Raw genomic sequence first — 20,773 nt, forward strand, 5'->3', positions numbered from 1 at the left:
AAGACATCAACGTATTTTCGTCGAAATGTCAGGGGGATCTTTCGAATTTAGGTCAAAAAAAACGGCGCTCTACCGCACCGTTTTTTGATCTCGTCAGGTATAGGCAATTAAGCAGTTGCTTTGGCAACATTCTTTTCTTCAAGAATGCCCTGCAATTCCCCTGTTTCAAACATTTCGCGCATAATGTCGCAACCGCCAAGAAACTCGCCTTTTACATAAAGCTGAGGGATGGTTGGCCATTCACTATATTGTTTTATGCCGTCACGAATGCTGGGATCACTGAGGACATCAATGCTGTGAAACTTGACATTCAGGTGCGATAAAATCTGAACCGCTGTCGCTGAAAAACCGCATTGCGGGAAGATTGCCGTCCCTTTCATGAACAGGACAACATCGTTCGAGGACACTTCCTGTTTAATCCGTTCTTCGGTAGCTTGATCAAGCATTTGTAAGTCCTTCTTAAACTATTAACGTAATTTATGATTTAGGGGTTGATGTCTGCAATGCAAGTGCATGCAGGTCACCGCCCATTTTCCCTTTGAGAGCGTCATACACCATTTGATGTTGTTTGACACGTGGAATACCTTCAAAAGCCGAAGATTCAACCAGCGCAGCATAATGATCGCCATCACCCCGCAAATCTGTGATTTGTACGGAAGCACCCGGGATACCTTCGAGAATGAGGCGTTCGATTTCACCTGCGTCCATTGCCATGCTTAATTACTCCTGCTCAACACTTTGTTTTACCATCAGATTTGGCAGCCAATTGCTGTGCACCTGACGGATATCTTCTACAGATATGTGCAGTTCACCTGCAATATTCAATTCATTATGACCGGTCGTTCCAATAATTTGAAGGGGAACGTTGGCATTCTTTGAATTTTCCAGAAGTTTCTCTGCATTTTCAGGCGATGCCGTCATTACATAACGACCCTGATCTTCTGCAAAAAGTGCCGCATGCGAAGGAAGATCCATATCCAGATCGATCGTTGCGCCCATCTTACCGGCAAGCGCCATTTCGCTCAAGGCGACAGCCAAACCACCATCTGAAAGATCGTGACACGCTGTTACCAAACCAGTGTGAATTGTCTGTCTCACAAAATCACCGTTTCTTTTTTCAACAGCAAGATCCATCCGAGGCGGTGCCCCTTCTTCACGGCCCTCGATTTCTCTCAGGTAAATAGACTGGCCCATGTCTCCCGATGTATCACCAACCAGAAGAACAACATCCCCTTCGTTTTTAAAAGCGATCGTGGCCATATGATCGGACTGTTTCAACAAACCTACGCCGCCAATTGCGGGGGTCGGATGAATGCCGGTTCCGTTTGTTTCGTTATACAAGGACACATTACCAGACACGACTGGATAATCCAGATCTGTGCAGGCTTTTCGCATGCCGTCAATACATCCAACAAACTGTCCCATAATATCAGGACGTTCCGGGTTTCCAAAATTCATGCAATCCGTAACCGCAAGAGGCAGGGCCCCGGTTGCGGTCAGATTACGCCAGGTTTCCGCAATCGCCTGCGCCCCGCCGGTTTCTGGATCCGCATAACAATACCGCGGTGTACAGTCTGTTGTGACGGCAAGCGCTTTATCTGTTCCGTGGATACGGACAACTGCGGCATCGCCGCCAGGACGTTGAATGGTGTCGCCCATGACCATATGGTCATACTGTTCCCAAATCCATTTTCGGCTGGCAATTTCAGAAGAGCCCATAATCGTCAGCAGGGCCTGTTTCAGATCCTTGCATTCGGCGACATCTGCGGCCTTGATCGGTGCAGGCGTTTCTGTCTTTACCCATGGACGATCATATTCAGGCGCGGCATCCGCCAAAGGAGCAACCGGAAGGTCTGCCACCACATCACCGAACATTGTCAGGACCATGCGCCCTGTGTCAGTAACGGTTCCGATGACTGAGAAATCAAGTTCCCACTTGTCAAAGATCGCTTTTGCTTCTGCTTCCCGACCGGGTTTCAGAACCATAAGCATTCTTTCCTGACTTTCCGACAGCATGATTTCATAAGGCGTCATGCCTTCTTCGCGCATCGGAACGTGATCAAGATCCAGCTGAATTCCAACGCCGCCTTTATCTGCCATCTCAAAAGAAGAAGAGGTCAGACCGGCAGCCCCCATATCCTGAATAGCAACAATCGCGTCCGTTGCCATTAATTCGAGGCAGGCTTCCAGAAGGAGTTTTTCCGTGAACGGATCCCCTACCTGCACTGTCGGGCGTTTCTCTTCGCTGTCATCATCGAATTCGGCTGATGCCATCGTGGCGCCGTGAATACCATCGCGCCCGGTCTTCGATCCCACATAGACAACCGGATTGCCGATACCGGCGGCGGCTGAATAGAAAATATTATCGGTATCTGCAAGACCAACGGTCATCGCATTTACCAGAATATTACCGTCATAAGACGCATGAAAATTGGTTTCACCGCCCACTGTTGGAATGCCCATGCAGTTGCCATAGCCACCGATACCAGCCACGACACCAGACACCAGATGTCGTGTTTTTGGGTGCTCTGGTCGGCCAAACCGAAGGGCATTCAGATTAGCAATCGGGCGGGCGCCCATTGTAAAGACATCCCGCATAATGCCGCCAACACCGGTCGCTGCACCTTGATAGGGCTCGATATAAGAAGGGTGGTTATGGCTCTCCATTTTAAAAATGGCGGCCTGGCCATCGCCAATATCAACCACACCGGCATTCTCCCCGGGCCCGCAAATGACCCAAGGGGCTTCAGTCGGTAGGGTCTTGAGCCATTTTTTGGAAGATTTATAGGAACAATGCTCACTCCACATTACAGAGAAGATCCCAAGTTCCGTCAGATTTGGTTCGCGTCCCAGAATTTCCAGAACCCGTTCATATTCGCTTTCGGATAAACCGTGTTCAGCGACAATTTCTTTTGTGATTTCGGTCATGTCGTCAATCAGTTCAGAGAATTGATAAGATTATCGAAGAAAACTTTGCCGTCCGTGCCACCAAGCTGGTCACTGATCAGGCGTTCAGGGTGAGGCATCAAACCAAGGATATTTCCAGCCTTGTTATAAACACCGGCAATATTATTGCGCGAACCGTTTATGTTGCTCTCGCCTGAAACAACGCCATTTTCATCGGCATATTTAAAGGCTATCTGGCCTTCACCTTCGAGCCGGGCAAGGGTCTCATCATCGGCAAAATAATTACCGTCATGATGGGCCACAGGAAAGCGCACAATATCACCTGAAGAAAAACCAGCTGAGAAGTTCCGGTTTTCGCCCACAACTTGCAAATGCACATCTTTACAAATGAAAGCCTGATTAGCATTGCGAAGCAACGCACCGGGAAGCATTCCGGTTTCCGTTGCGACCTGAAATCCGTTGCAGACCCCAAGAACTGGCGTCCCGGAGGCCGCTTTTTTCACAACTTCTCTCATGATCGGTGAGTTCCCCGCGATTGCGCCACAACGCAAATAGTCGCCGTAGGAGAACCCGCCGGGAATGGCAATTAAATCGCATTCCGGCAATTGACTGTCTGCATGCCAGACCATAGCCGGGGCGGTACCCAAAGACTGTTCGATCGCAACTTTCATGTCACGGTCACAGTTGGACCCCGGAAAAACAATAACGACGGCCTTCATCGGTCTTTAGTCTCCCAGTAAAGGTTAGTCCAACAATTCAATGGAGTAATTTTCGATCACTGTATTGGCCAACAATTGTTTACACATCCTGTCGACAGTGTCCGGTGCTTCATTTTCTGAGATATTCCCCAGATCGAGTTCGATCACTTTCCCCTGACGGACATTATTTGCCTGTTCAAAGCCCAACCCGTGCAACGCATTTTCAATTGCCTTGCCTTGTGGATCCAGTACACCGTTCTTGAGTGAAATAGTAACGCGAGCTTTCATTTATCCTTACCTTCTTGAAATGCCCAAGAAAAAAGGCGCAAAAATGCGCCTTATTGAATTGCTGTAGAACCTTTAAGATCACCGGGACCGCCCTCGGGCAGGATACCCAGCCGCCGAGCGACTTCCTGATAGGCATCTTCAATCCCACCAAGGTCCCGACGGAATCTGTCTTTGTCCATTTTTTCGTTGGTTGCAATATCCCAAAGACGGCAGTTATCAGGGCTTATTTCATCGGCCAGAATAACCTGCACTTCATCGTCAGAATAAAGACGTCCAAATTCCAGTTTAAAATCGATCAGTTTAATGCCGATCCCAGTGAACAGTCCGGTCAAAAAGTCATTGACCCGCAAAGACTGGTTCATAATGTCGTCCAGTTCCTGCGGCGTTGCCCAGCCAAAGGCTGTGACATGCTCTTCAGAAACAAGGGGATCGTTCAGTTCATCGGACTTGAAGCAGTATTCAATGATGGTCCGCGGAAGGGCTGTGCCTTCTGTAATCCCTAAACGACTGCAAATAGAGCCTGCAGCGACATTCCGAACAATAACTTCCACAGGAATGATTTCGACTTCCCGGATCAATTGTTCGCGCATGTTCAGGCGCCGAATAAAGTGATTATGAATACCGATCTCAGAAAGGCGGTTCATCAGATGTTCTGAAATACGGTTATTAAGGACGCCTTTACCGGTCACGGTGGATTTCTTCTCGCCGTTGAACGCAGTTGCATCGTCTTTAAAATATTGAACAAGGGTTCCTGGCTCTGGTCCTTCAAAAAGAACTTTTGCCTTGCCTTCGTAGACACGTCTACGTCGGGTCATGGACGTCACTCCAGCTATGGGGCTATAAAAGCCAACAGTAAATAGGGAACGGCTGACTTGATCTGTCGCAATGACTTGTCAACAAATCCGGTCTATCCGTCTTGAAATACCAGTGATTAGTGATTTCACGGGGAACATAGTTCAGTTATGCCGCAAACACAACAACTCGTGACACATTATAGGCGGATAATTTCAAAAAAAGTTCTTGTCGCTTTTTAAAGAAATAACCATCTTACATGTTTAGTCTTGTGATAAGCTGTAATAACAGTATTTTCGGCACTGAAAAGTGACTTTAAGGGGTTAAGAATGTCAGGTTTGGACGATTTTGGTAAAACACACGAAAACAAGTTCGCGCATGATAGCGATCTTGAGTTCAAAGCAAATGCGCGCCGCAACAAGCTTCTGGGTCAGTGGGCCGCAGAATTGATGGGACTCTCTGGAGATGCCGTTGCCGCTTACGCAAAAGAAGTAATCACGGCCGATTTGGAAGAAAAAGGCGACGACGATGTCTTCCGTAAAATCCGTCGTGATTTCGATTCAAAAAATGTTGAAATGTCGGACCACCGAATTCGCCGGGAAATGGATGAATTGCTGGTGAAAGCCCGCGAACAGATCAAATCTGAATAGGATTTGACAAACAGTTGAAAAAGAAGCCGGTTATAAAGACCGGCTTTTTTTATGCCAGTCGTCTCTGGACAATCGGTATAAAACATGGGGACGAAGGGGATGCCCTTCAGGAACATCAGGATGATCGAAGTCTTCATCTTTGTTCTGTCGGAAGCCCAGACGCTGCATTACTTTTTGCGATTTAAGATTGATCGTCGCTGTGAAAGAGACAACCTCCACCAAGCTCAGATTATCAAATGCAAAATCCAGACACGTCGCCGCTGCTTCAGTGGCGTAACCAAATCCCCATGCTTCTTTGCCAAGACGCCATCCGATTTCAACACAAGGTTTAAAGGGCAGGGGGGCAGCGGGATTATTAAGGCCGACAAACCCGATAAACTTCCCCGTTTCTTTCAACTCGACCGCGAAAAAACCATATCTATTGCGATCAATCTTTTCGCGAATAACAGCCGCCATCGCATTACTTTGTTCAGCCGAAAGGATCGCCGGGAAAAATTCCATGACGTCCGGGTCACCGTTTAAAACGGCAAAAGGCTCCAGATCAGTTTCTTTCCAGTCCCTGATCAGAAGCCTTTTTGTTTCAATCGCTTGAAACGGCATTTTATTTAGCCAAAAACGCGCTTGAACAATGTGTCTACATGTTTCGTATGATACTCAAGATCAAACACACTCTCTATTTGTTCGTTGGAAAGGGCTGCTGAAACTTCGTCATCATTTTTCAACAGATCCATAAAGTCGGCGCCTTCACGCCAAACTACCATGGCATTCCGCTGCACCAGGCGGTACGCATCTTCGCGGCTGACACCAGCTTGCGTCAACGCGAGAAGAACACGCTGTGAATGGATGAGCCCACCAAGCTTGTTCATGTTGTTCATCATATTTTCGGGATAAACAACAAGTTTGTCGATGACGTTTGTCAAACGAACCAGTGCAAAATCAAGTGTGATTGTTGCGTCTGGACCAATGCCACGTTCAACAGAAGAATGCGAAATATCGCGTTCGTGCCACAGGGCCACATTTTCCATCGCAGGAATGGTTGCCATCCGAACCAGACGGGCAAGCCCCGTCAAATTTTCGGTTAGAACAGGATTACGTTTATGCGGCATCGCAGACGATCCTTTTTGGCCTGGGGCGAAATACTCTTCCGCTTCCAGAACCTCTGTCCGCTGCAAATGACGGATTTCAACGGCCAGCCGTTCAATAGAACTGGCGATCACGCCCAATGTTGCAAAAAACATCGCGTGGCGGTCACGCGGAATGACCTGTGTCGAAATTGTTTCCGCTTCAAGCCCCAAAGCTTTCGCGACATGTTCTTCAACGAACGGGTCAATATTGGCAAATGTCCCGACTGCCCCGGAAATTGCGCAAGTCGCGATATCTTTTCTGGCGTTTATAAGACGCTCTTTATTCCGTTCGAATTCGGCAAACGCCTGTGCCATTTTCAAACCAAATGTAACAGGCTCGGCATGGATACCGTGAGACCGGCCAACACAAACATCGTCTTTATGCTCGTAGGCCTTTTTCTTCAGGGCCGCCAGCAATTTGTCCATGTCGTCCAACAGAATATCGGATGCCTTGGTCAGCTGTACGTTCAGGCAAGTATCCAGAACGTCTGATGACGTCATTCCCTGATGCACAAAACGGGCTTCGTCACCGACATATTCCTGAAGGTTGGTCAGGAACGCGATGACATCATGTTTTGTTTCCCGTTCGATTTCGTCGATGCGATCGATTTCGAAATTGCCTCGGTCCCAGACAGCCTTGGCGGCCTCTTTAGGGATGACGCCCAGTTCTGCCTGTGCGTCACATGCGTGGGCTTCAATTTCAAACCAAATGCGGAATTTGCTTTCTGGTTCCCAGATTGCTGTCATTTCCGGGCGGGCATAACGGGGTATCATGGAGCGTCACCTTGTATGTAAAACAAAAGGGTGTCTTTTGTTATCAGAGATTGTCAAAGACCAGTTATCAGATCGTTGCGCACTCACTAACAGGAAGCATCAAGAATCTCAACCATTTCTGAAGCCAATTGCTGAAATACAGGTCGCTAAAAACAGTATGAGCCCCGTGGAAAGTAACCAAAACTGCGATAACGATATTTTTTCAGTTGCTATTCTCCCCAATCGACAGTCTGCTTAAGGCGGGGTCAATTAACGATGAATTGATTGTATGGTAACTGACGAAGACATTATTGAAGCAACAATCACAACCCTCGCTCATAAACCCGAAGCCACGATGCAGGAAATTGCGAGAGAGGCCGGGGTAAGCCGGATTACGATCAATCGAAGATTTGGATCCAGAAATGACCTACTACAAATAGCAGCAACCTATAGCCTTGATTTATTTGAGGATATCCTTCTAAACGCCCAAAAGTCCCGCAAACCGCCGCTGGATCAAATACGTCAGATTTTTGAAGGTTATGCGGGCTTGAGTAATCACTACTTCTTCTGGATGAGAGGGTTTGTCGAGGACCGCAAAAAATATGAGACAATCTTCCTAAATCAACTGGCCATGGTGGAAAAGCTGGTTCTGGCCGCACAAGACCGGGGGGAACTCAGGAAAGATTTGCCAACCGGCTGGATCGCGGGGATGTTTGACTATCTTGCCATCACTGTAAATTCGTCGTTGAATCGAGGCGTTATCGCTCAACGTGACGCACTGAACCTGGGGTGGGATACATTTTTGAACGGTGTGAGCCCGAAAAAATTCTTTTGATCCATGGCGCCCAATATTGCTAAGGAAAGGCAAAGGCTGGTTTGAAGCTGAAAACGCTACATCAAGCCCAAAGATTTCAGGCTGGTACTCTCATTGGCGCTAACAATCAGATGATCGTGAACTTTGATACCCAATGCTGCCGCAGCGGTGACAATTTCCTTCGTAATCGCAATATCCGCCTTAGAAGGGGTTGTGTCGCCCGACGGATGGTTGTGCACCAGAATAAGCGACGTGGCACTAAGCTCTAAGGCTCGCTTAATAACTTCTCGGGGATAGGCTGCGGTATGGTTGACCGTTCCCGTCTGTTGCACCTCATCAGCAATCATGTGATTTTTATTATTCAAAAACAGAATTCTAAAATGCTCGATTTCGCGATGCCCCATGATCCCTTGACAATATTCCAGCAACGCCTGCCACGAACTCAACACATTGCGTTTTTCCGTTTTGGCGCGAAGGAGTTTCACCCCCAGTGTTTCAGCAACCTTCATGGTCGCGATGGTCGCATCACCAACCCTGTCAACTTTTCGCAATGCTTCTGGGGAGGCCGTTAAGACCTTCGCCAGTGAGCCAAATTCCTTGATCAGTGATTTTGCAATTGGACGGGTATCCCCGCGTGGTGCCGCAGCAAAAAGCAGCATTTCCAATATTTCGTATTCCGCAAGGCTTTCCGCGCCGGCAGAGAGCACCTTGCTTCGCATGCGTTCACGGTGTCCCAGTTTATGATCATGCTTCTTTTTTAACGAAGCACTGCCTTCTTCTATATTGAAATAAAAATCATCCGGCAGGATCGTTAGACCAGAATGATCCGTAAATCCGGCAGTATTCCCCTCCAAATCCTGAGAGGATATGCTATCTGCCGAACTTTCCGGAGTATCTTCTGTCTCAGAGGGCATAAGGCGGGCAATTCAATCCTTCAGGCGACAGCGTAAAAATTTCGTATCCGGTTTCGGTGACGCCGAGAGAATGCTCAAACTGCGCAGACAGGGACCGATCTTTTGTAACAGCGGTCCAACCGTCTTCCAGTACTTTTACCTGCCATTTTCCCAAATTAATCATGGGCTCAATGGTAAAAATCATACCGGCTCGCAGTTCAACCCCTTCACCTGGTGTCCCATAGTGAACAATGTTCGGTGCGTCATGGAAAATTTGCCCAAGGCCATGTCCACAAAAATCGCGAACAACAGAACAGCGTTTACTTTCCGCATAGGATTGAATGGCATGTCCAATGTCACCAGTTGTTGCACCGGGCTTAACAACATCAATCCCGCGCATCAGGCATTCATAGGTAATGTCAATCAAACGACGGGCTTTTACGCTGGGCTTTCCTGCAACAAACATTCGGCTGGTGTCACCGTGCCAGCCGTCAACAATTGGTGTCACATCTATATTGATAATATCGCCGTCTTTCAGTTTTTTGGGGCCGGGAATGCCATGACAGACAACGTGATTTATGGAAGTGCACACTGATTTCGTAAAACCGCGATATCCCAAGGGCGCGCATATTCCGCCCCGTTCAGTAATAAAATCATGGCAAAGAGTATTGATTTCTTCCGTAGTAATGCCGGGCACAACATGTTCTGCGATCATGTCCAGTGTTTCCGCACCTAACCGACCTGCTTTACGCATGCCTTCAAACCCTTCGGCACCATGAAGTTTGATGACACCGTTGTTTTGTTGGGGCGCGTCTTTGCTATCAATATATTTCATTTATCTCGGTTCTTAACTAATTTAAGATTTATATCATACTCAATCTATTCAATGATAGATCAAAATTTATTCTACCATCTGGATAGCCGTTCTGACGTCAATACCATTCGGATCTATCGTGCAGTCATAACAATATACTTCGACTCCACGGGATTTTGCATCCAAAAATGCAGCGCGGTATGTCGGGTCAATATCTGATGCCAATTGGAAAGACTGGCAATCGCTGCGTTGGACTAAATAGAACATAGCGGCTCTATAACCACTTTCAACCATATTTGCCAGTTCATTCAGGTGTTTTGTGCCACGGCTTGTGACCGCATCTGGAAATTCTGCGATGCCAGCATCCCGGCTCAAAGTCACACTTTTCACTTCAACATAGCAATCGGGCCTGTTTTCGTCGGTCAGCAGAATATCAATGCGCGAATTCTCACCGTATTTTACTTCATTCTTTAATCCACTATACCCGGCAAGAGGCTCTATTTTACCGGCTATAATGGCGTCAGAGACAATTTTGTTTGGCAGGGAGGTGTTTATCCCCACCCATGAACTCCCCGGATTGACCAGCTCCCATGTGAATTTCAGTTTTCGTTTTGGGTTGTCAGACGGGGATAAACAAACGGCATAACCCGGTTCTTTCAAGCCCATCATTGATCCTGAATTCGCGCAATGTGCCGTGACGACAGAGCCATCCTCCAGCTCAATATCGGATAAAAAGCGTTTATACCGCTTTATCAGGGTGCCTTTTACAAGCGGGTGACTGAATTTCATATTGCGTCCCAGATACTTTTAGATTGGAATAAGTTTAATTTACTTTGAAATTTTTCGGGTTCCGGCGATAACATATATCCAAGTCAGACAATAATAATGTGATCGGGAAAGCGCAAATGGCAGATACTCCTTCTGGAAAACAAATTGTAACAGCCTCCATGCTGGTGATTGGCGATGAAATTCTGTCGGGCCGGACACAGGATAAAAATATTGCCTTTCTTGCGACAAAACTCGGAGATGTTGGAATTCAGCTGAAAGAAGTTCGCGTAATCCCTGATATTGAACAGGAAATTGTTGAAGCGCTGAACCATTGCCGGCAAAAATATGACTATGTTTTTACCAGTGGTGGCATTGGGCCAACACATGACGATATTACCGCAGATTCAGTCGCCAAGGCGTTTGAGATCGGCATTGATCACCACCCAGAGGCCATGAAAATCCTGACGCAGCACTATGATCAAAACGGTATCGAATTTAACGAAGCCCGCAAACGAATGGCAAGGATCCCGGATGGCGGTATCTTAATCGATAATCCGGTTAGCAAGGCGCCCGGCTTCCGGGTTGAAAATGTCTATGTTATGGCCGGCGTCCCGCAGATCATGCAGGCAATGATGGAAAGCATTCTTCCGACCCTGTCTGGCGGCGAGAAAATGCGAAGCCGGACGTTGAATGTTAACATGCCCGAAGGGAAGGTCGCAAAAACCCTCGGTGAACTACAAGATGCTTATCCAGCCGTTTCAATGGGCTCTTATCCCTATTTCAAACAAGGAGAACTCGGCACCAATCTTGTCCTGCGGTCAATTGAGCCGGACACATTGGACGCCGCCTTTGACGCTCTAAAAGAAGCCCTTATTACCTTTGATTGCGAGTGTGTTGAAACAACCTGAAAGATGGCGGTGATAATAAATGAAAACAATTCCGCAACTACTTGATAAACAAAAAACATTGTATGGAAGTAACATCGCGATCCATGACCGCGGAGCCTCCTATAGCTATGACGATTTACATGATTTGAGCCTGCGATTTGCCAACGGATTAAAGGCTCAAGGACTTGGAAAGGGAGACCGGGTCGGCCTGTGGCTTCCGAATATCGCCGCCTATCTAATTGCGTTCATGGCCTGCGCACGGCTGGGCATCATCGTCGTTTCCATAAACACCAAATTCAAATCTTTCGAAGTCTCAGACATTGTTACCCGATCAGGATGCAAGGCTCTTGTTCTTTGGCCAGATTTCAAAGGCATTCCGTTTTTAGATATTTTGGAGGAATTACCCGAAGGCGCGCTTGAAAATATTGAAACGGTTATTCTATACACGGAAAATGACATCACAGTTGAGTGTCCGCCCTGTCTGCGGGCCTCCCAAATTATCTCGTTTGATAAAATCGCGTCGTTCCAAACAAACCCTGTCCCACCGGTAGAGGCGGAAGAAGGGGTTTTAATTTTCACCACCAGTGGAACAACAGGAAAGCCAAAATTCGTCCTTCATTCTCAGTTTAGCTTAACTCAGCATGCCATTGAAGTTGCTGAACATTATTCTTATGAGAACAGGGTTTGCCGACTGCTGCAAGCGGTCCCTCTATGCGGTACATTCGGGCTAACACAGGCACTGGCTGTTTTGGCTGGCGGGGCGACACTTTATTGCTTGCCGGTCTTTGATCCTCAGGAAGCGGCGCGGTTGATACGGGAGTATGCGGTAACCGACATGAACGGGTCTGACGATATGTTTGCCATGCTGCTCGATCAGGGAACTGGAGCGGTTCCTTATCCAAGCCTGAAAAAGGCGGGTTATGCCGCCTTTAACCCGTCCCTTACCGATATTGTCGAGCGGGCAGAAGCCGCCGGAATAAAATTAATGGGTCTTTGGGGTATGAGCGAAGTTCAGGCCCTGATCGCTCATCAGGACCCGAACCTGCCGGCAGAGCTTCGAAAGCGGGCTGGTGGGCGACTGATATCACCTTCTGGTCATATTCGAATAACCGATCCGGACACCGGCGCAATTCTGCCTTTTGGTAAAAATGGCGAGATAGAGCTTAAACTGCCCAGTCAACTGAAGGCCTATTTCTTAAATCCGGACGCGACTGAACAGGCTTTTACGGAAGATGGGTATTTTAAAACCGGAGATTTGGGATATCAGGAAGAGGCCCGTAGCTTCGTATTTTTGACCCGCATGGGGGATGTCCTGCGTTTGGGCGGTTATTTGACCGATCCGGTGGAAATCGAAACCTGCCTGCTGGACGTCGAGGCGGTCCGACAGGTTCAAGTGGTGGGAGTTGTCACACCAAAGGGCGAAAGAGCTTATGCTTTTGTGACAAGTAACCGCCAACAGGTGCTTGATCTGGACGATCTTCAGGCGCATTGCCGACAAAAACTGGCCGGATATAAAGTACCGGTGAAGGTTCAGCAATTATCTGAATTTCCGATGACAGAAAGCGCGAACGGAAAAAAGATACAACGATCCAAATTGCGTGAAATTGCTCAAAGGGCCATTGATGAAGGTCGATCATAAGATAAGTTGCATATGATAAAAAAAATAGTTTTCAAGCCAGGCTAAAATAGCACTTGTCTGTAGAACAATCTGCTATTAGGTTAGCCCTGCTGCCCGCATGGTGAAATTGGTAAACACAGTAGACTTAAAATCTGCCGCTCGTATGGGCTTCCCGGTTCAAGTCCGGGTGCGGGCACCATCTAAAAAATCCGTCGCTTTTGTGGCGGTTTTTTTTGTGTTTTTTTCACCGATAGCAGGAGAGACTGGTACTTATTGCCAGGTATCTGGTTTTCCAGCACTGACATCTGGACTAATGATCCAAATAGGCTCGGTGACACTTCCCGAAGTGGCAACTCCAGCTTTCAGGGGCAGCGTCTAACTGACTTTACATAACACTGTTATCTGATCATTCATAACAATGTTATGTTTAGAAAGAAACTTCATTGAAGGTTATATTTTTCAATCAGTTATAGAACAATGCTTGACACCTAGTCTTTTATCAACCGTTAATAGATTTCTCGTATCATATGACAGTTACTTAAAAAAAAGAGAAAAACGTGACTGAAATACCGCCTAAAAACAATCAGGCAAAAGCCTTCTTAGTTCGCCAACAAATTCTGGAGGCCGCACGGATTTTGTATCGGGATAAAGACGGACAGGAAGTATCTGTTCGGGACATAGCCGCCCGTGCCGGATATTCAACAGGTGCCGTTTATTTCCATTTCAAGAATAAAGAAGCGATTTATGCAGAGCTATTAATTCAAGGCCTTACTGACCTTTCAACGCAGGTAAAACAGGCTTCAGAGGCAAAATCAGACGCTTTTAGCAGCCTTATGGCGGGCTATTTATCATTTTACCGGTTTTATGATGAAAACCCGGGAGACCTTATTGATATCCTGTCCCGGATACATTCTCCGTTGATGAAACAGAGAGACGAGCCGGTTCGGGTCGCCATAAATGAACATTTTCGGCAAATTAAATGGTGTTTCAGGGAAAACCTTGTGCGCTTTGGTGTTTCAGATCGTCAGGCAGAGCAGGAGGCCGCCGTCTTAATCAGCGACATAATCGGCCTGCTTCTGTCCTCTGCCCGCAAAACTGATATTCTGTTCAGTATGCCATCAGACGATCTTCTGAATACCCATTTGGAGCGCTTGCAAAAACGCATTCAACATATCATTCACACCCCATAAGGACGATCAAACCTTAATCAAAAGAGATTTCTGCGGATCAACTGCGCCGTTCACAAGCTGATCATAGGTGTCTTTTGCCGCTTGCGGGCCTGTCAGGTCCATCATCTGTGTTAAAGTGGGGGCAAGGGCCGCAAAACTATCCCAGGCGGCATTCATGCGTGCCTTCAGGCCACCAGCGCCCCAATCAGCTGAGCGGGCCTTGATGCGGCCGGGGGCGAAAAAGGGAGTGGGTTGAGGACCAGGAAGCCCTTTTGCGGGACGGGAGGAGTCCCAGTGCGAAATACCGACAAGCAAACTAAATGTCAGATTTTCAGTAAAATGCTGATGAACCGAATTGATAAACTCACCATTACCCGCCATATCGATCAAGGCTGTCTTCGTCCCGGGGCTCAATTCCGAAATGTCATCATAGGTTATAACATGGTCATAAAGCTTTGTTTTTTCTGTATATTTTTTGTTTTTTGATGATGTAACACCGATCAGTTTCGGCGCTCCCTCAAACAGCCTGAACGAATTGGCTGTCATCATGGCGGTTTTGCTGGAGGCACTGGCAATCAGGATCTGGTCAGCGCCATAAAAACCGTTTTCATCAAACTGATCACAAATCATGTAGCCCGTAACCAGTAGAGGGCGGAAAACGGGCCACAGGTCCTTTTCCTCAGCTTTCAAGTCGTCCATGGCCTGCACCCGGTTATACTGGTTGTAGACGGGTGCCAGCGCTTGTCTGTGGGCGGTCATATCGACAAGGGAACCTTTACTGATATGCCCCGGGGTCATTCTCAAGTGCGACGATAAGGGGAAATAGCCGTAAAGCTCTTCACCCACCTCTATATCTGGATTTTCTGAACCGGTCACAGTGGCAAAACCCCAAACAGGCAATTGACCAACCGTCTCGCTTTCAGCTGGAAAAAAGGCCCAGTAACCGGGCATATCTGTCCAGCTACCGAAGGACTTTCCCAATGTCGCATAGGTAATATTATTCGCGGTCAGGGCAAACCTGTTCAAGGCGACTTCGATCTGTCCGGCTTTTAACGGAGTATGGTCCGCGGCGGGATGCAAGCTTGATTTGGTTATGTCATCTTTATCAATCAGGATTGTCCAGCGAGAGAGCGTCATTATTCTTTTCCGTTCATTTTGTTTTTGTCCCAGTTTCTATTTTAGTTTGATATTTTTATCGTGGAAATATCAAGTGCTGCGTGTCATATTTGGTTTAAATAATAGACAGACAATTGGGAGGTCTGGTTTTTGTTGCCCGCGGTGAGAATATTTATCGTCATCCTGTTGATGGTTAGCCTGCAAAGTTTTCCTGCCCGGGCAAATGACAGAACAACCGAAGCAGAACGGATGGTCAGCAATCTGATCAAGACAGCCACAAAAATTCTGAACGATCCAAACGGAACCCTGACAGAACGTGAAAAATCCTTTCACGCAGTTTTAAGGGACAATATTGATTTCCCTTTCATATCCGTTCTGGTCGCCGGAAAGTTCTGGGAAAAAATGGCGCGCGAACAACAGCTTGAGTTTCAAGAACTGCTCACCAGTTTTTACCTATGGTCCTATGGGCCTCTACTGGGGGGATATCCAGGCGATAATACAGTCTTGGTTGCAGCCAAACAAATCGGATCGTCAGATGTCATTGTCACGACCCGGCTGAAACGAAAACAGAGAAAAGATGCAAATGCAAAATGGCGTCTTCGCGAAATAGCCGGAGATCTCAAAATTATCGATGTGGTTATTTCAGGATCAAGTGTTGGTTTTTCCCATCGATTTGGTTTTACACAGCGGATGGAGAAAAAAGGGATAGAGGGCCTATTGACCCTGCTTCGGGTAAAAGCAGAACAGGTGAGGACAACACCATGACGAGATCACTGTCACGCTTTGGCAAAGAAACAGGCCGCGCGCTACTGACTGTATTTATTGTTCTCTGTATATGGCTGACGCCCGGTATTTCTCTGGTTTCGGCAAACGACCACTCTCTGAGCAGAGCCATGGAGTATTATCAATCCGGACAATTTGCCAGCGCGTTGAAAATTTGGAAAAAACTCGCCTCGGAGGGGGAGGCGGAAGCCCAGTATAATCTCTTTTTATTATACGAGCAGGGGCGCGGAACCGACCCGGACCCTGATCAGGCGCGGCGCTTTCTCAACATGGCCATACAGAAGGACTATGCGCCCGCCCTGCATTATCAGGCCCTCGACCTGACAGCACAGGATAAATTTGCGGAAGCCCAGGGCTTCTTAATCCGGGCCGCCGGGCAATCTTTTCCCTCATCACTCTATACGCTTGGAAAGTTCTATCAGGCCGGATTACTAGGGACAGAAAAGCCAGCTCTTGCCTTTCGTTACATTTCCAAAGCCGCAGACCTGGGACATGTAAAGGCGCAGTATAATATGGGGAAAATGTACCGTGATGGATATGGTACGTTGCAAAATGATGTCATATCCACTGCCTGGTTCCTAAGAGCCGCGAAACAGGGGCATCCATCGTCCCAGGGAAAACTTGTAACACGATATATGAAGGGGGTGGGAGTCCCCAAAGATGAAATAGAAGCCTTCAAATGGATGCTTATTTCAGAAAAGAACGCCAAAAATATCTCACTGGATATTAAAAACCGACTGAAGTCCCAACTCACCACCGAAGAACAGAAACGGGCGGTACACGCGGCAAAAATCTTTACACCAACAATAGAAAAGTAAGGCTGCACGGCGATGAAGATGAGGGGGAGGCTGTCATTTGGACAAAAAAAATCCTAGCAACATTTCTGTTCCCAGGATTGAATGGTGAGCCCGACAGGATTCGAACCTGTGACCCACTGATTAAAAGTCAGTTGCTCTACCAACTGAGCTACGGGCCCACACTCTCAATTACAGCGTTGGTTTGTCGTTTGTTAAAAGCGACATGCCGTTGCTGTGGAGCGCAACATAGGGACGTCTTTAAGATTGGTCAAGCCGCTTTTTTACATTTTTTTATGAGAAGTGAAATTTCATTATTTATGAGGAAATGCTATATGAAACAGGAGGTTTGTAAAACAGTTTGCAAACTTGCTGAAAACGCCTGAAAACTAACATTAATGAGAGAATTCATGGGTCTGCCACAATTATGCAAATGCCTGATGGCTTTAGCGGTTTTTTTTCTGATCTCCACACCGGTCAAGGCCGCGGATATTAAAAATCCAGAAAACACACTTCTGCTCGAGCTTAAATATGGTCAGGTTGTCATCGAAATGCTGCCCAGAGTGGCACCACGACATGTCAAACGGATCAAAGAACTTACACGCCAGAAATTTTACGATGGGGTTAAGTTCCATCGGGTAATCGAAGGGTTTATGGCTCAGACCGGCGATCCAACCGGGACGGGACGCGGCGGATCGGGTAAAAAAATTCGCGCCGAATTTTCCAATGAGCCCCATTACCGAGGCGCCGTCTCAATGGCGCGGGCAAACAACCCCAACAGTGCAGACAGTCAATTCTTTATTGTCACCGCTGATTCCAACCATCTGGACGGAAAATACACACTTTGGGGAAAAGTTCTGTCAGGCATGGAATTTGTCGACATGATCAAAAAAGGATATGGGAGTGGCGGCACGGTCCGTAACCCCGATATCATTGTCAGCATGCGTGTAGCGGCTGACGTCAAATAAGCCTGCTTGTTTGAGTCAAAGAAAAGGGGACTGATCAAAAATCAGTCCCCTTTATAATGATAGAGTGATCCGTCGGTATTAGATGCAGCGCCCGCCATCAACTTCCATGGCAACACCTGTAATGAAAGACGCTTCGTCAGATGCGAAATACAAGGCTGCATTGGCAAGATCACGCGGCGTATTCATCCGGCCCAACGGAATCGTCGAAACAAATTTATCGCGAATTTCCTGAGTGTCCACACCCCCCATAAACTCGACGGTCATACCGGTTTGCGCGATCACGGGACACAACGCGTTCACTCGAACCTGTTGCGGCGCAAGCTCGACAGCCATGGCTTTTGTCATCGTCACAACAGCACCTTTACTGGAGTTATACCAGACAAGGCCCGGGCGCGGGCTCAGGGCCGCTGTAGAGGCGATGTTGATGATGTTTCCTCCGCCTTGCTCAAGCATCACAGGAACAACCGATTTCGTGGTTAGAAAGATGCTTTTGACATTTACATCATAGATTTTTTGAAAGGTCTCTTCGTCAACATCGAACATTGACCCATTTCGCTGAGGCATACCTGCATTATTGACCAGAATATCCACCTGACCGAAGGCATCCAGCGTATTCTTTGTCATGGCAGCGACATCGGCGGCAGAAGAAACATCCGTGACATCAACAATGGCAGTTCCGCCATTTTCCGTTATGTCCTTAGCAACACGTTTCGCGGCCTCTTCGTTAATATCACTGACAACGATTTTTGCGCCTTCTTCAGCAAAGCGAATAGCCATGCCTTCACCAAACCCGGAACCGGCTCCTGTAATGATGGCAACTTTATCTTGCAGTCTCACATTTTCCTCCTTCAAGAAAAACCATGTGTTTACTATCCGGTTTTACCGGACGCATTGTTAATTCGATTGAAATCAAACAATATACAGGGATCAGGGAGAGATCAAGCGGCGCTGCGAGTGACGCGTTTTTGCGGCAAGGTCACGATTACTGTTGTGCCTTCTCCATGAACACTTTCCAGAGTCAGGCTACCGTCATGAAGTTCCATGAGGTTTTTGGAAAGAGGGAGGCCAAGACCGGTTCCATTATATTTTCGGTTCAACTCACTATCCACCTGGACAAAGGGTGTCAGTGCTTTTTGAATATCATCTTCACGGATACCAATCCCGGTATCTTTGACAAAAAAGTTAAGGGACCCATCTGCACCAAATTCAGAGAAGAGGAAAATTTTCCCCCCATTGGGCGTAAATTTGATGGCATTTGACAACAGGTTAATGACAACCTGCTTTATCATCTTCGCATCAGCATGAATAAGTAATGGAAATCCGGAAAGATTATTCAGGACGACGACATTTGAAGCTTCCTGTTGTGTATGGGTTAATCGCACACACTCATTTACCAATTCTGTAAAATCAAGTTCTTCCTCAAACAACTGCTGTGTACCCGCTTCAAATTTTGACAAATCAAGAATGTCATTGATCAAATCCAATAGATGTCTGCCACTTGCGTGAATATCTGCGGCATATTCTATATATTTCGCATGACCAATTTTACCGAAAATCTCGTTTCGAATAATTTCAGAAAATCCGATGACAGCATTCAGTGGTGTCCTTAATTCATGGCTCATATTGGCAAGGAAAGTGCCTTTCATTTGAGACACATATTCGGCTTCTTCTTTGGCTTTCAGCAGAATTTCTTCCGCTTCTTTCTGCGCGGAAATATCCCGCAGGATCAGTTGCATAACGGGGCGACCACCATATAGCAAAGCTGTGGCCTCGACCTCTACATCGGTTTGTTTCCCGAATTGATTGATTGTACGGGTTTCGATGGGCGAAATATTATCACCCGGTTCCATATGATCCGCATTTCCAAGATGATGTTTTAATTGCTCGTAATCGATTGTTGGAAAAAACTTTCGAACCTGTTTGCCGATCAGGCTATGCAGATCCCGTTCACCAAATAATTTAATGGCAGAGACATTTGCATAAATGATCAACCCGTCCTTTTGAACAAGAATAGCATCGGGGGAAAGTTCGACCATTTCACGGTGGCGGGTTTCGCTTTCCTGTAGCATCAACTGAGCGGTTTTTGTCAGGGTAATGTCTGTAAAGGTACAGATATAGCCGCCGTCCGGTAGTTTGGATCTTTGTATCTCGACAATCTTACCAGATTTCGTTTTCCGCTCTATTTTGGTATAAATATTGGCCTGCAACGCCCGAATAGCACTCGCTGCATACTCTTCCGGGGAGTCACCAACCTCATCATAAGAGGAATAGTGCGCCTCCAGCAATTGCTGCATATGAATGCCTTTGAATATTGTATTGGGTTCAACATCCATGATTTTCATGTAGTTCTGGTTCCACCGAACGACGCGGAAGGTACTGTCCAGAACACAAATTCCAATGGCAATCGTTTCAAACACGTTCGACAACAAGGCTGATTTTTCGTACAACTCTTCCTTCTTCTGATGCGTCTCAGTTATATCAGAGAAGATTGAAATTAACCCGTTTTCCTTTGTTTCTTTCTCCAGCACCTGAATTACCTTGCCGTTTGGCAAGGCCCATTCCTGCGCTTTTCTGGAAGAAGCTAAAGTTACTTGGGCACTGTCCAGCTCTTTCTTGGGTTCGGTGGCCATACCTTCGTCAGCCAGCCATTTTCTGATCGCGTCCGATATTTCGTTCCGGGTAACACCGGCGGTAATTGAAATCCCAATACCTTCAAGCATTTTATCGACCGTTTTATTAGCAACAATCACTTTCCGGTCTTTGTCAAACAGCAGGAAACCTTCGTCAAGAGATTCGACTGCATCAAAACACTGCGTCATCAGTACGGCAGCTTCGTTCGTTTTAGATTTGAACTTCAAGGAGGAACAGACCGCCATTACGAGGCCAACCGACAATCCTGTGGCAATAAATAATGTTATATCCAGCATGAAGCTTCGC

At 47.1% G+C, this 20,773-nt stretch carries 22 protein-coding genes and 2 tRNA genes; 9 read left to right on the forward strand and 15 right to left on the reverse strand.

All coding sequences use genetic code 11. The features are described 5' to 3' along the window. Nucleotides 1-107 precede the first annotated feature (107 nt). Genes grxD through purC form a run of 6 tightly spaced genes read right to left on the reverse strand, consistent with a single transcriptional unit; the run spans nt 108 to nt 4,708 of the window. Nucleotides 108-446: a Grx4 family monothiol glutaredoxin gene (grxD, locus tag OIR97_RS09950; RefSeq protein WP_169545484.1), complete on the reverse strand. Its 339-nt coding sequence runs from the start codon at nt 444-446 to the stop codon at nt 108-110. A gap of 31 nt (nt 447-477) precedes the next feature. Then, the gene (locus tag OIR97_RS09955; protein WP_169545485.1) at nt 478-714 is read right to left on the reverse strand and encodes a BolA family protein; all 237 of its coding nucleotides are present in this window, start codon (nt 712-714) and stop codon (nt 478-480) included. 6 nt (nt 715-720) lie between these two features. Further along, nucleotides 721-2,928 (reverse strand): phosphoribosylformylglycinamidine synthase subunit PurL, encoded by a 2,208-nt coding sequence (gene purL / locus OIR97_RS09960; RefSeq protein ID WP_169545486.1) that lies wholly within the window; start codon nt 2,926-2,928, stop codon nt 721-723. 8 nt (nt 2,929-2,936) lie between these two features. Further along, on the reverse strand, nt 2,937-3,626 hold the full coding sequence (purQ, locus tag OIR97_RS09965) for a phosphoribosylformylglycinamidine synthase subunit PurQ (RefSeq protein WP_169545487.1): 690 nt from the start codon (nt 3,624-3,626) through the stop codon (nt 2,937-2,939). A 24-nt stretch (nt 3,627-3,650) separates the two neighbouring features. Continuing rightward, nucleotides 3,651-3,893 carry a phosphoribosylformylglycinamidine synthase subunit PurS gene (gene purS / locus OIR97_RS09970; RefSeq protein ID WP_169545488.1) on the reverse strand — a complete coding sequence of 81 codons (243 nt, stop codon included), beginning with the start codon at nt 3,891-3,893 and terminating at the stop codon, nt 3,651-3,653. Between the two features lie 50 nt (nt 3,894-3,943). Continuing rightward, nucleotides 3,944-4,708 carry a phosphoribosylaminoimidazolesuccinocarboxamide synthase gene (purC, locus tag OIR97_RS09975; RefSeq protein WP_169545489.1) on the reverse strand — a complete coding sequence of 255 codons (765 nt, stop codon included), beginning with the start codon at nt 4,706-4,708 and terminating at the stop codon, nt 3,944-3,946. Nucleotides 4,709-5,014: 306 nt separating this feature from the next. Here purC and OIR97_RS09980 point away from each other — a divergent pair, with 306 nt between their 5' ends. After that, nucleotides 5,015-5,335, forward strand: coding sequence for a DUF1476 domain-containing protein (locus OIR97_RS09980; protein ID WP_169545490.1), 321 nt, complete (start codon nt 5,015-5,017; stop codon nt 5,333-5,335). Between the two features lie 30 nt (nt 5,336-5,365). On the opposite strand, the gene OIR97_RS09985 is transcribed toward OIR97_RS09980, so the two are convergent. Together OIR97_RS09985 and purB are read right to left on the reverse strand one after the other, a co-directional pair. Beyond that, nucleotides 5,366-5,935 carry a GNAT family N-acetyltransferase gene (locus tag OIR97_RS09985; protein WP_169545491.1) on the reverse strand — a complete coding sequence of 190 codons (570 nt, stop codon included), beginning with the start codon at nt 5,933-5,935 and terminating at the stop codon, nt 5,366-5,368. Nucleotides 5,936-5,940: 5 nt separating this feature from the next. Continuing rightward, on the reverse strand, nt 5,941-7,233 hold the full coding sequence (gene purB, locus OIR97_RS09990) for an adenylosuccinate lyase (protein WP_169545492.1): 1,293 nt from the start codon (nt 7,231-7,233) through the stop codon (nt 5,941-5,943). A gap of 268 nt (nt 7,234-7,501) precedes the next feature. Here purB and OIR97_RS09995 point away from each other — a divergent pair, with 268 nt between their 5' ends. Beyond that, nucleotides 7,502-8,047 carry a TetR/AcrR family transcriptional regulator gene (locus tag OIR97_RS09995; protein ID WP_169545493.1) on the forward strand — a complete coding sequence of 182 codons (546 nt, stop codon included), beginning with the start codon at nt 7,502-7,504 and terminating at the stop codon, nt 8,045-8,047. A 56-nt stretch (nt 8,048-8,103) separates the two neighbouring features. On the opposite strand, the gene radC is transcribed toward OIR97_RS09995, so the two are convergent. The 3 genes from radC to sfsA form a co-directional block, all read right to left on the reverse strand. Then, complete coding sequence (gene radC, locus OIR97_RS10000) at nt 8,104-8,745, reverse strand: RadC family protein (RefSeq protein WP_169545873.1); 642 nt, start codon at nt 8,743-8,745, stop codon at nt 8,104-8,106. A gap of 184 nt (nt 8,746-8,929) precedes the next feature. After that, a complete protein-coding gene (gene map, locus OIR97_RS10005) occupies nt 8,930-9,754 on the reverse strand; it encodes a type I methionyl aminopeptidase (RefSeq protein WP_169545494.1) in 825 nt (274 codons plus the stop codon). 66 nt (nt 9,755-9,820) lie between these two features. Continuing rightward, nucleotides 9,821-10,522 carry a DNA/RNA nuclease SfsA gene (gene sfsA / locus OIR97_RS10010; protein WP_169545495.1) on the reverse strand — a complete coding sequence of 234 codons (702 nt, stop codon included), beginning with the start codon at nt 10,520-10,522 and terminating at the stop codon, nt 9,821-9,823. 116 nt (nt 10,523-10,638) lie between these two features. Between sfsA and OIR97_RS10015 the strand changes: the two genes are divergently transcribed. The 4 genes from OIR97_RS10015 (at nt 10,639) to OIR97_RS10030 (ending at nt 14,196) form a co-directional block, all read left to right on the forward strand. Beyond that, nucleotides 10,639-11,409 carry a competence/damage-inducible protein A gene (locus tag OIR97_RS10015; RefSeq protein ID WP_169545496.1) on the forward strand — a complete coding sequence of 257 codons (771 nt, stop codon included), beginning with the start codon at nt 10,639-10,641 and terminating at the stop codon, nt 11,407-11,409. A gap of 19 nt (nt 11,410-11,428) precedes the next feature. Continuing rightward, the gene (locus OIR97_RS10020) at nt 11,429-13,027 is read left to right on the forward strand and encodes an AMP-binding protein (RefSeq protein ID WP_169545497.1); all 1,599 of its coding nucleotides are present in this window, start codon (nt 11,429-11,431) and stop codon (nt 13,025-13,027) included. A 91-nt stretch (nt 13,028-13,118) separates the two neighbouring features. After that, nucleotides 13,119-13,205, forward strand: a tRNA-Leu gene (locus OIR97_RS10025). 358 nt (nt 13,206-13,563) lie between these two features. Next, complete coding sequence (locus OIR97_RS10030) at nt 13,564-14,196, forward strand: TetR/AcrR family transcriptional regulator (RefSeq protein ID WP_169545498.1); 633 nt, start codon at nt 13,564-13,566, stop codon at nt 14,194-14,196. Between the two features lie 6 nt (nt 14,197-14,202). Here OIR97_RS10030 and OIR97_RS10035 read toward each other — a convergent pair whose 3' ends face one another. After that, nucleotides 14,203-15,312 carry a DUF2855 family protein gene (locus tag OIR97_RS10035; protein ID WP_169545499.1) on the reverse strand — a complete coding sequence of 370 codons (1,110 nt, stop codon included), beginning with the start codon at nt 15,310-15,312 and terminating at the stop codon, nt 14,203-14,205. A gap of 129 nt (nt 15,313-15,441) precedes the next feature. Between OIR97_RS10035 and OIR97_RS10040 the strand changes: the two genes are divergently transcribed. After that, a complete protein-coding gene (locus tag OIR97_RS10040; RefSeq protein WP_267177712.1) occupies nt 15,442-16,056 on the forward strand; it encodes an MlaC/ttg2D family ABC transporter substrate-binding protein in 615 nt (204 codons plus the stop codon). Further along, a complete protein-coding gene (locus OIR97_RS10045; protein ID WP_169545501.1) occupies nt 16,053-16,892 on the forward strand; it encodes a tetratricopeptide repeat protein in 840 nt (279 codons plus the stop codon). Before OIR97_RS10040 ends, OIR97_RS10045 begins: the two co-directional genes overlap by 4 nt. A gap of 82 nt (nt 16,893-16,974) precedes the next feature. Here the strand turns inward: OIR97_RS10045 and OIR97_RS10050 are convergent. Further along, nucleotides 16,975-17,050, reverse strand: a tRNA-Lys gene (locus tag OIR97_RS10050). Between the two features lie 258 nt (nt 17,051-17,308). Between OIR97_RS10050 and OIR97_RS10055 the strand changes: the two genes are divergently transcribed. Then, complete coding sequence (locus tag OIR97_RS10055; RefSeq protein WP_169545874.1) at nt 17,309-17,836, forward strand: peptidylprolyl isomerase; 528 nt, start codon at nt 17,309-17,311, stop codon at nt 17,834-17,836. A 78-nt stretch (nt 17,837-17,914) separates the two neighbouring features. Here OIR97_RS10055 and OIR97_RS10060 read toward each other — a convergent pair whose 3' ends face one another. Both OIR97_RS10060 and OIR97_RS10065 read right to left on the reverse strand, forming a co-directional pair. Next, a complete protein-coding gene (locus OIR97_RS10060) occupies nt 17,915-18,673 on the reverse strand; it encodes a glucose 1-dehydrogenase (RefSeq protein ID WP_169545502.1) in 759 nt (252 codons plus the stop codon). A gap of 101 nt (nt 18,674-18,774) precedes the next feature. Beyond that, nucleotides 18,775-20,763, reverse strand: coding sequence for a sensor histidine kinase (locus tag OIR97_RS10065; protein ID WP_169545503.1), 1,989 nt, complete (start codon nt 20,761-20,763; stop codon nt 18,775-18,777). Between the last annotated feature and the right edge of the window lie 10 nt (nt 20,764-20,773).

The sequence above is a fragment of the Sneathiella aquimaris genome (assembly GCF_026409565.1).
GTDB classification, from domain to species: Bacteria; Pseudomonadota; Alphaproteobacteria; order Sneathiellales; family Sneathiellaceae; genus Sneathiella; species Sneathiella aquimaris.